The 10220-nt window shown below is 58.1% G+C and carries 10 protein-coding genes; 3 read left to right on the top strand and 7 right to left on the bottom strand.

Annotated elements, in window-relative coordinates; genetic code table 11:
* The first annotated feature begins 109 nt into the window (after window positions 1-109).
* On the top strand, window positions 110-1684 hold the full coding sequence (locus EXR70_05315; GenBank protein MSP37890.1) for an AsmA family protein: 1575 nt from the start codon (window positions 110-112) through the stop codon (window positions 1682-1684).
* 205 nt (window positions 1685-1889) lie between these two features.
* Here EXR70_05315 and EXR70_05320 read toward each other — a convergent pair whose 3' ends face one another.
* Window positions 1890-3257, bottom strand: a complete 1368-nt coding sequence (locus EXR70_05320) for a YihY/virulence factor BrkB family protein (GenBank protein ID MSP37891.1) — start codon at window positions 3255-3257, stop codon at window positions 1890-1892.
* Between EXR70_05320 and EXR70_05325 the strand changes: the two genes are divergently transcribed.
* A complete protein-coding gene (locus EXR70_05325) occupies window positions 3093-4742 on the top strand; it encodes an APC family permease (GenBank protein MSP37892.1) in 1650 nt (549 codons plus the stop codon). The genes EXR70_05320 and EXR70_05325 overlap by 165 nt on opposite strands.
* Window positions 4743-4758: 16 nt before the next feature.
* On the opposite strand, the gene EXR70_05330 is transcribed toward EXR70_05325, so the two are convergent.
* The 6 genes from EXR70_05330 to EXR70_05355 all read right to left on the bottom strand — a co-directional run bounded on the left by EXR70_05330 (window position 4759) and on the right by EXR70_05355 (window position 9615).
* Window positions 4759-5391 carry a histidine phosphatase family protein gene (locus EXR70_05330; GenBank protein ID MSP37893.1) on the bottom strand — a complete coding sequence of 211 codons (633 nt, stop codon included), beginning with the start codon at window positions 5389-5391 and terminating at the stop codon, window positions 4759-4761.
* Window positions 5392-5554: 163 nt separating this feature from the next.
* Window positions 5555-5770, bottom strand: coding sequence for a hypothetical protein (locus EXR70_05335; GenBank protein ID MSP37894.1), 216 nt, complete (start codon window positions 5768-5770; stop codon window positions 5555-5557).
* Between the two features lie 45 nt (window positions 5771-5815).
* Window positions 5816-6814: an ABC transporter substrate-binding protein gene (locus EXR70_05340; protein ID MSP37895.1), complete on the bottom strand. Its 999-nt coding sequence runs from the start codon at window positions 6812-6814 to the stop codon at window positions 5816-5818.
* Between the two features lie 117 nt (window positions 6815-6931).
* A complete protein-coding gene (locus tag EXR70_05345) occupies window positions 6932-7585 on the bottom strand; it encodes a hypothetical protein (GenBank protein ID MSP37896.1) in 654 nt (217 codons plus the stop codon).
* Window positions 7585-8781 carry a DUF2029 domain-containing protein gene (locus EXR70_05350; GenBank protein MSP37897.1) on the bottom strand — a complete coding sequence of 399 codons (1197 nt, stop codon included), beginning with the start codon at window positions 8779-8781 and terminating at the stop codon, window positions 7585-7587. The genes EXR70_05345 and EXR70_05350 overlap by 1 nt, the downstream gene beginning before the upstream one ends.
* A gap of 72 nt (window positions 8782-8853) precedes the next feature.
* Entirely contained in the window at window positions 8854-9615 is a 762-nt protein-coding gene (locus tag EXR70_05355) for an SDR family oxidoreductase (protein MSP37898.1), read from the bottom strand.
* 174 nt (window positions 9616-9789) lie between these two features.
* Here EXR70_05355 and EXR70_05360 point away from each other — a divergent pair.
* On the top strand, window positions 9790-10220 hold a 431-nt coding region (locus EXR70_05360), incomplete at its 3' end, for an acetyl-coenzyme A synthetase (GenBank protein ID MSP37899.1).

Raw genomic sequence — 10220 nt, forward strand, 5'->3', positions numbered from 1 at the left:
ACCCTACAACGTGCGCCATGCTAACAAATAGTTCGTGCCCTGGCTACAGGAACGGCGTTGGGAAAGCGCCGGCAATGTCGTATAGTTCGAAGCAACGTAAGGTTTGTCCATGACTGAAGTTGTGTCATCGCCCCCCATCACCGCGCCGTTGCGCCGTCTCAAACTCAAGAAAGCGGGCTGGATCGGCCTCGGCATCTTGGTTTTTTTGCTCGCCGTACTGCTGGTGATGCCCCACTTCGTCGACTTGGGTTTGTTCAAACGGACTTATCTGCCGTTACTCGAAGAGGCGCTCAACCACCGCATCGACGTCGGCGAAGTGCACTTGAGTCTGGTCCCGACGCCGGCGATCCGGCTGTCCAATCTGAAAGTCTCCGACAGCGCGGCGGCGGCCGACAATACTCTGTTCACAGCGCAGCAACTGCGCTTGAAGCTGCGCTTCTGGCCGCTCCTACGCGGCCGCTTCGAGATCACTGAGCTGGTGCTCGTCAAGCCGGTGTTCAATCTACTCAAACAACCTGACGGCTCGTTCAACTACGCCGATGCCGGCGCTAGAAAAAACCCCACGGAAACTCGCCGCGAGGCGCGAAAAAAATCTGACGCGATCAAACCCGCCGCCCGCGCGCCGGTGCCGCTGGCGATTCCCAACCGCGTGCGCGTGCAAGACGGCGAACTCAACGTCATCAGCCGCGGCAGCGCGCCGCTGCAGATTCGCGGCATCGAACTCTCGCTGCAAGAATTCGCCGGCGCGGCGCCCTTTCCGTTTCGTCTGGCGTTCAACTATCCCGGCGTCAAAAACATTTTCCTCGATGGCGAGCTCGATTACCAAGAAGACAAAGCGCTCATCGAACTGAAAAACAACCGGCTAAAAATCTCCGAGCTGACCTTCCCGGTGCAAGGCACCGTGAGCAATCTCGCCACCACGCCGCGGGTCAATCTGACCCTGCGTGGCGACAACGTCGAGGCCAAAGCGATTATGCAAATCCTCGCCAACGCCGGCCTGGCGCCGCGCGGCGTCGAAGTCAGCGGCGCCATGGACATCGCCCTGATCCTCGCCGGTCCATCCAACGCCCTCGCCAGCCAATTGCACAGTGAATTGAAGAACGTCAAGTTTCGCAGCCAACGCGCCGGCAACGGCAGCTTGAGCGGCGATGTGAAGCTCAAATTGCCCTTGGGCGGCGGTGCGCTCGCGCGCCGCTTACAAGGCAGCGGCAAACTCGCCGCCCGCGACGGCGAACTGACCAACGTCGAACTGATCAAAAAAATCCAGCGCGTCACCGGCATGATCGGATTGTCGAAGGACGAACAACGCCAAGCGACAACTTTTCAAAAACTCGAAGCCGACTTCACCCTGCACGACGGCATCGCCGATTTCTCCCGGCTCTACTTGATCAATCCGCAAATGGAAGTCGACGGCGCCGGCACCATGACGCTCGAACAACCGACGCTGAATCTAGCGCTCAACACCGCCCTCTCGTCCCGCGCCTCCGCGCGCGCCGGCCGCGCCCGCGCCGCGTCCTTCTTGAAAGACAAGCAAGGAAAAATCGTCGTGCCGCTCAAAGTCACCGGCCCAGCGGACAATCCTTCGGTGAACGTCAACAGCGAAAAGCTCGCCGAATCCGCCCTGCCAAAGTCTGTTGAAAAAGGCTTCGGCTCGTTCTTCAAAGGATTGTTCCGCAATCGCTAGTCTCTCAGGCCAGAATTAAATTCGCAGTGAGTCTCCGAACCTTTCCCCTTTGGAAAAGGGGGACCGAGGGGGATTTGGTTGAGTGGGCGGGGCTGCTATCGTTGTCGTGCCGCGGTCGGCCTTTGGAATGACGGAGCCAATTGTGAGTAAGAAAATCTCCCCTGGCCCCTCTTTTCCAAAGAGGGGTAAGAGAATAATCGCTGCGCTAGGCGTCAGCATCCGGCACCGGCAAACTGAGGATCACCGCTTGCAAACTTTTTCCCGCCAACGATTTCGTCATCGCGTCGTCGACATCACGGAGCAGCGTGTTGATTTCGGTTTCCGCGTCGCTGCGGTCGGCGGCGATTTTTAGCTTCTTGCCGGAATGGCGCACGCAGTCGAGAATCTCTTTGATAAAAATGGTTTCAGGATCGCGGCCGAGCACGTAAGTTTCGCCGTCGACGATCGGCAAAACCAGCCGGGTGTCGGCGAACATTTCCAAAAATTCTTTGACCAAGCCCGCCGGGATTTGCATATCCGCCGCCAGATCTGTGACGCTCTTGGGATCGATGCCGTAATAAAAATTGCGCCCGATGAGCAGCATGGTATGAAGCGCGAGTTTTTCTCTACCCGCCGGGCTTTGCGCCAACAGCAGCCGATCGCCTTGAAAAAAATGAATATGCTGGTGCGCATAGGCGACCTGGGCGCCGAGCAAGACGATCACCCAACCGATCTGGACCCAGAGAAGAAACAGCAAGAGAATTGCGAAGCTCGAATAGATCGCATAATACTGCGTCGATGTCGCGACAAACCGAGCGAAGCCCCAGCCGACGGTCTGCCAGAGCAGCGCGGCGACCAAGCCGCCGACCAACGCCGAGCGAATTTTCACCTGGGTGTTGGGAATGAAGATATAGACGAAGCTGAAGGCGCCCCACAGCGTCAGATAGGGCACCAACCGCAAGAGCGCGAGAACCACCTTGCCGAAGGTTTGCAATTCCACCAGCGAACTGACGAAAGCGTTGTGTTGCAGCGTCGCCGTGATCGTCACGGCGGCGAAGACTAGCACCGGACCGACCAAGATCGCACTCAGGTAATCGCTGAACTGGCGCGCCAGCTTGCGCCGCGACTTGACCCGCCAGATGTGATTGAACGCCTCTTCGATGGTGCTCATCAGCGACAGCACGGTGATAAACAGCGCGATCAAGCCGACACTGCCCAAGGCGCTGGCGCTCATCTTGTCGACGAAGCCGATCAAGTTGGCGGTGATCTCACGGCCTTTGTCGCCCAGCGGTTCGAGCGCTTCGGCGAGGGCCGGCTCCATGCGATTGTGCACGCCGAAACCCTTGAGCAGGGAAAACACCACCGCTAACAACGGCGCCAGCGACAGCAGGGTTTTGAACGCCAGCGCCATCGCTTGCAGTTTGACCAGATGCTGAAAAAAATCCCGCGCCACCATGACGCCGATCTTGAGCGACGACTGGAGCAGCCGTTTCGACCCGCTAAGCTCGTCAAGTTCTTGGTCGAGAACTTGGTCGACGACCTGGGTGCGCATCTGCTGGATCGATCGACGTTTCGTTGGCGCGGCTGGACTCATGGTTTGGTAGTTGAAAGAAAAGGAATTGTTAGATCGGAGCTTAGCAGCTTTGCTGGGCGCCGACAAAGACCTTTTGCCGACTCCGTGAAATTGACAAACCCCGCGCGCCGTCGCTATGGTGCAAAAGCAAAACGATTCACCAACGACAAACCCGTGCCGTCACAAACCTTACCCAGTAGCGCATCGTCATCAGCCCTCGCAAAGCCCGCGCTCAACGTCGGCACGTTAGTAGCGCTGACGTTTTTCTGCGTCGCCGGCGGCGCCTACGGATTGGAAGACGCCGTCGGCGCTGGCGGGCCGTTGTTGGTGCTGCTTGGAATTTTGCTTTTGCCTTGGCTCTGGAGTCTCCCCACCGCGCTGATGACCGCCGAACTATCGGCCGCGTTGCCGGAAGATGGCGGTTATGTAATTTGGGTCGAGAAAGCCTTCGGCAGATTCTGGGGCTTCCAAGAAGGTTGGCTGAGCTGGCTCTGTAGTTTCGCCGACAACGCGCTCTATCCGGTCATGTTCGTCGACTATCTCGCCTATTTGCGCGGCGACATGGCGCCCCTCGAACGCTGGCTCATCGGCGCGGCGCTGATCGTTGTCGTCACCTGGTTGAATATTCGCGGCACGCGCTTGGTCGGTGTGAGTTCGCTGCTCTTCACCTTGCTCGTGCTCGCGCCCTTCGCCGCCATGGTCGTCCTCGGCGCGCCGCAAGTCGATCCGACCCAGTGGTTGAAGCATAGTGTGAAGACCAACTGGCCGTTGCTGCTCAGCACCTTGCTTTGGAATACTTCCGGCTGGGACAACGCCGGCTGCTGCGCCGGCGACGTGGCCAATCCCCAACGCGTTTACCCGCGCGCGATGATCGTTACGGTCGTGTTAGTCACGGCCGCCTACTTGTTGCCGGTAGCGGTCGCCATCGGCGTCGATCCCAACACGCATTCATGGAAAGAAGGCGACTTCCCAAGGGTTGCTGCCGCCATCGGCGGCCCATGGCTCGGCACAGCGCTGACCTTGACGGGGCTGGTGAGCGCCGCCGGTATGTTGAACGCGCTGCTCTGCACCTCGGCGCGGGTGCCCTTCGCCATGGCCGAGCGTGCCATGCTGCCGCGCGCCCTCGCTGTCCGCCATCCGCAGTTCGCCACACCGTGGAAAGCGATCTTGATCAATAGCATCGGTGTCGCGTTACTGATTCCGTTTTCTTTTCAAGAATTGATCGAAGTCGACATGTTTCTTTACGCCGCGGCGCTGATCATCGAATTCACCGCCCTCATCTGGCTGCGCATCAAGCAGCCGCAAATGGCCCGCCCGTATCGCATCCCATGCGGCATCGCCGGCGTGGTCGCCCTAAGCCTAGCGCCAATCTTGCTCTGCCTGATCAGCATCGGCTTCGCCAACGACGCCACGCGCTACGTGAGTCTAGGCGGCATCGCGGCCGGACTACTGGTCTACTACTGGCAAACGCGCGGCGTCGCCGCACCCGCTGTTCAAAAGATTTAATTTCTTGCGACGGAATCTAGCGGCGATCTTCCGCCAGCGGCGCCGTCAATCGGCAGCGCGGTGAAATGTCTTCGGCCGCGCCATAGTGCAAGTGCAGCAGCCCTTGGTCGCCGTCTGCGGGAGTCAAGACAAACAGATCGGAAAAAACATTTTCGCAAATCGTCGGCAAACGCGGTCCGCCGAGCGCCGCGATAATGTTGGTCACCGTAATATGGCCGATCACTAACACGTTTTCATCGCGGTGGCGGCGCACGGCGTCAGCCACGGCTTGGAAATGTTCCAGCGGCCGCTTGTCATCGATGGCCACGACTTCGGGAGTAATGCGCAGAATCGCCGCCAACGGCGTCGCGGTATCGCGGGTGCGCCGCCACTGCGTCGTGATAATCGCGGTGATACAGGCGTCGCGCAGGGTTACTGCTAACGCCTGAGCGCGCGCTTCGCCTTCACGCGTCAGCCCCGGATCGGCGCCGTCGCTGAAGCGCTCCGTATGGCGAACTACAAACACTTGGCGCGCCGAAGCGAGTTTTTCGTTGCGCGCAGCGTCCGGACGGGCGGCGCAGCCGATCATGCCAACGGCGACGCAATGAAAAAAAAATAGCCAGATGATTTTTGTCGCAGCCACGTTGACAACCTCCAACCTCACGCCCATTCCGTGCTCTTACCGCAGTTCGGACAAGCGCGCCATTCGACGTTGAGCGCGTAGCCGCACTTCGAACAAAGATGGCGCGACATGAGCCGCGCCGGCGGTGAGGATTTTTGCGGCGCTTCGGCCCAGTAGACGCCGGTGAACAGACTAGTCTTGCAGCCGCTCGCTACCGTCGCGCCCGAGTGGTCGATATAGGTAACCTCGTAATGGCGCTCGTTCTGCTCAAAAACCAGCCGCGGCCAAAGGGGTTCCAGGTAATCGAGACCACGCGCCCAAGCTGGGTTTCCACTTCGTCCTTGATGCGCTGTTTGTCGAGCAAATGCATGACCACGCGATAAGCGATGGCGGCCAAAAATAAATAGAACAGCAGGGACAGCTTCATTCCAATATTGTCTTACGTCGGCAACGGGCGGGCAAGCCGCGCCCATCACTGCTTGTAGATGCGGTTGATGAAGCCTTCCTTCTCCAACTCCAACACCAAACTGTCGTCGATCAAGTCGTCGACTTTCAGTTGGCTGCCGGGCTTGCGTGACACCGCGTCTTTCACCTGCACGTCCATGCCTTCGCGGTTGACCAGCGGCACCTGCTCGAAAAGTTTAGCGCTGCTCTGATAAGCGTCTTCAAGAAACGCTTCGTTGTTATGGCGCGTGAATTTCGCCATGATTTTTTTGCTCTCGTCCTTGCGCGTCTTATAGAAATGCACGCCGTCGATGAGCGCCATCATCAGCCGCTTGATGGCGTCGCGGTTCTGCCGCAGATAACTCTTCGACAACGTCGGGCACACATAAGGAAACGGAAAGCCCTTGGGAAAATCCGCCATGCTGATCAACACCCGATGGGGCATGCCTTGGGCGAGATGAATCGTTCCCGGCGGCGCCGGAAAAGCGATGATTCGCCCGGTGCGAAACGCTGCGGCTCGTTCGGTCGATCCTCCGACTTGCAGGATCGCAACGTCTTTATCCGGTTCTAATTTCAATTCTTTCAAGAACGCCCGCGCCGCGACGTCCGAGGAGCTGCCGACCCGGCTGATGCCGATCGCCTTGCCCTTGAGCTGCTGCGCCGAACGGATCGATTCGTGGACGACCAAATCGTAGGGCAGCGTGTTGATGAAACAACCGACGGCAACGACATTGGCGCCGCCCACCGCGGCGTTGGCCGTCGCCCCGCCGGAAATATTTCCCACGGTCACCGAGCCGGCCACCACCGCGGCGATGGTCGTAGTCGACGAAGGAATGAAGATCAGATCGGCATCAAGACCATATTTCTTGTACAACGACTTTTCCTTGGCGATGTACCAATTGGCATTGGGCGAATCCACCGAACTGAAGGCCAGAGATATCTGCTGCGCGACCGCGCCGTCGCTGAGAAAAAACATCGCCAGCCATCCATACCTGAGCAACCTCCAGAGCTGAATCCTGCGCAACATGAAAACCTCCGTAAGCTTGTCGTGAGAGCGTTAACTGTCGATGACTCCTGCCTCGCTTTTACTTGAATCCGTTAGCCGACCGCAACCATCGAGGGCGAAGGATTCCACGCCGCCGCACTACTGACCGATACGAGTCTGCGACAGCGGCCCGGACGGCGCGACACACTCCTTGCGCGTCCCGGCTTCGTAGCTCATCTTACCGCTCGCCAGCGTGAAGACAAAATTTCCGCCGAGCGCTTCGGCGACGACCACGCTGCGTTGTTCCTTCGGTTCGACAAAGTGGCTCGGCTGACAGCGCCAGTGGCGCGACGACACCGAGCTCGGGATGCGTTCCAACATCTGACCGGGATAAAGTTCGCCAAGTTCGAAGCTGCGGATGGGCTTACCGGCGGGTCCGTAAATCGCCGCGACTTTGCCGTAGCCGAGATTGTGCCAATTGTCCAAGGTGATGAAGTAGCCCTGGTCGGACAGCAGCGCGTCCACCGGCGCCACAGGATTTTGCAGCGCGATCTCATGGAGCAACTTATACGAGCGGTCGGCTTGCTGCGCGTAATAGAGCGCGCTAGCGAACTTGCCCTTGCGGCTACCAGCGAAACCGACCGTGTCGCCGATACTGTCGCCAGGAACGAAGCGGATAAAATACTTTCCCGAAGCGCTGAAGAATTGAAACGGCCGCGCCGCCGGCCAATCATCGGCTTGAACCGCCCGACAAAACAGCACGCCGAACGAAAAAACCAACCACCGCAGCAGTAAATGAGTTCTCGGTTTCATCATGACCGTCCTGGCATCGGATTAGCGCCCGTAGCTCGCAACGCCGCCGCCTCACGATCATAAACCAGATACGCGATTAGCATCGCCGGCGCCAGCCAAAAATACCACAGCTCGTCGGCGAGAAACATTCTCAGCACAGCGTGAGCGAGATTGATGCCGAGATAAAGCAATGCTGCGCCGGAGCGATACCACGGCAAACGCCGGCGCGCCAGCCAACTAGCGCCTTGAATCAGCGCCGGCAATAAAATTACCTGATCGTAAGTCCAGACGAAAAAGTTAGTCGTCACCGAGACTAAAAGAATCATCGGCAAGCGCTCCGACCAGCGCCAGCTTCGTTTATGCCGCCGCCAGTAAAAGAGCAGCCAGACGATCCCGACGAGCGCAGGTAAAAGCTGTAACTCACGACCGCCAAACTCGAAAAAAAAATTAACCGCATTGCCGAGCGTCGGCGCCGGCCAGTCAAAAGGCTGGGTGATACCTTCGAGGCGCTGCAGCGCAAAATATTCCGAGTAGATCTGCGCGTTGAACAGCAGCGGAATCGCGGCGGCGCCAATCCCCGCCGCCACGGCGCCAAGCACGACGCGCCATTGTTTGCGTTGCCAGAGCCAGAGCACGAGCACAATCCAAAACAAAAAGACCAAATGCGGCTTGATCGAAAGAATCGCCAGGGCGGCGCCGAAAGCGAACCAGTTCTCCTCGCGTTCGAAATAAAGCAATGCCGTCAGGCCGAGCAAGATGAACGGCGTAATCTGCCCAAGGATCAGCGCAAAGACAATCGGCACGAAGGTCAACGCCAGCAGCCAAGGACGCCACGGCTGAACCGAAGTTTGTGGATTGTAAACGCGCCAGAGAATTTGCCCGGCAACGAGAATGCAAAGCATCTGGGCCAAGAGCCAGGCAAACTGACCGCTGCTAAAATCCAAAAAGCCGAAAGGAAATATGAACGACAATGTCCAGGGCGGATTCCACATCATGAGTGGCTCCGCACTAGCCCAGCCCGCCGCCTTTTCGACCGCGAGCAATTCCGCCGGCGAATAGGGATTGCCGCCGGCTAAAAATAATCGGCTGGCGCCCCAATACTCGACAAAATCCCTGACGCCGGTAACTGCCGGTGCGGATGCGGCGAATGCATTCAGCGCCTGGAGCAACGCCAGCGCCAAAACCACGAACGTTATTGAAGCCGAGCGGAATGTCACGAATGATCGCTTGCCACGCTACCGGTTGATATTGAATTTAGATTGCCATCGATGCCGCGGCTCTAGTGAATCTTAATGCATGAGCCGGCCGCCGTTCACATGCATCGTCTGCCCGGTGACATGCTTGGCGCCGTCGCTGGCGAGATAAGCCACCGCTTCAGCGACATCTTCGACGGCGCCGGGATGGCCGAGTGGGATGCGTTCGTTCGATTTTTCCCATTCGGCGTCGCTGTAGTGGCTGCGCACTTTGGCGGTTGCGATGCGCCCCGGAGCGACCGCATTGACGCGAATTCCGTGCGGCGCCAGTTCAAGCGCCAAAGTTCTGGTCAAACCCAAAATACCGGCTTTCGCCGCGGCGTAGGCGGAGCGATTCTCGCCACCGCTATAGGCGATGTCGGAGGAAATGTTGACGATGGCACCGGCTCTTTGCTGCTTCATCAACACCGTCACGGCGCGGCAGCAGAGAAACGTCGCGGTCAAATTAGCGTCGATGATCGTCCGCCAATGGTCGAGGGGGAAATCTTCGAACTTGTGACGAAAGAAACTACCGCCGGCGACGTTGACCAAAAGATCGATGCGTCCGTGCTTGGCGACGACCGCATCGAAACTAGTTTTGACCGCGGCTTCGTCGGATAGATTGGCGCAATGGAAATCCAGCGCGATATCGCGTTTCGCGAAATCATTGACAACATGCTTGCCCGCCTCTTGGTTCATGTCCAAGACGACAATCCGGTAGTCGTCCTTGGCGAGCCGCTCAACGACGGCTTGGCCGATGTTTCCCGCGCCTCCGGTGACGACAGCGATTTTGTTCATGATCAACTCCTCTGCGCCCATTTTAGTTTCACTATCGCACGTTCGAATTTAGCGTCAATCGTAAAGTCGATCGTAGGGGCGAAAGATTTTTCGTCCCTACCTCAATCATTCCGGCTCTTGCCAACCCCGAGAGGCTCACATAGAATTCGGCCAATTTCGCGCCCGGCGAAAAATTTTTCTTGGAGGGAACGCACCATGGCAGATAAGGCGATTGAAGTTTTGCTCAACGAGAAGAGAAGCTTTCCGCCGCCCAAGGAATTCAAAAAATCAGCCAACCTGAAAAGCGCCGCGGTGTTCAACCAGGCACGAAAAAATCCTCAGGCGTTTTGGGCCAAAGCGGCCAAGGATCTGCATTGGTTCAAACCCTGGAAGAAAGTTCACGAATGGAAATCCCCCTGGGCCAAATGGTTCATCGGCGGCAAGTTGAACGCTTCGTACAATTGCCTCGACCGCCATGTTCTCTCCGGGCGCAAAAATAAAGCGGCGATCATCTGGGAAGGCGAACCCGGCGACGAGCGCGTGCTCACCTACCGCGATGTTTGGCGCGAGGTCAACAAGTTCGCCAACGTGCTCAAAAAACTCGGCGTCAAAAAAGGCGACCGGGTTTGTTTGTACATGGGCATGGT

The sequence above is a fragment of the Deltaproteobacteria bacterium genome (assembly GCA_009692615.1).
In the GTDB taxonomy this organism is placed as follows: Bacteria; Desulfobacterota; Binatia; order UBA9968; family UBA9968; genus DP-20.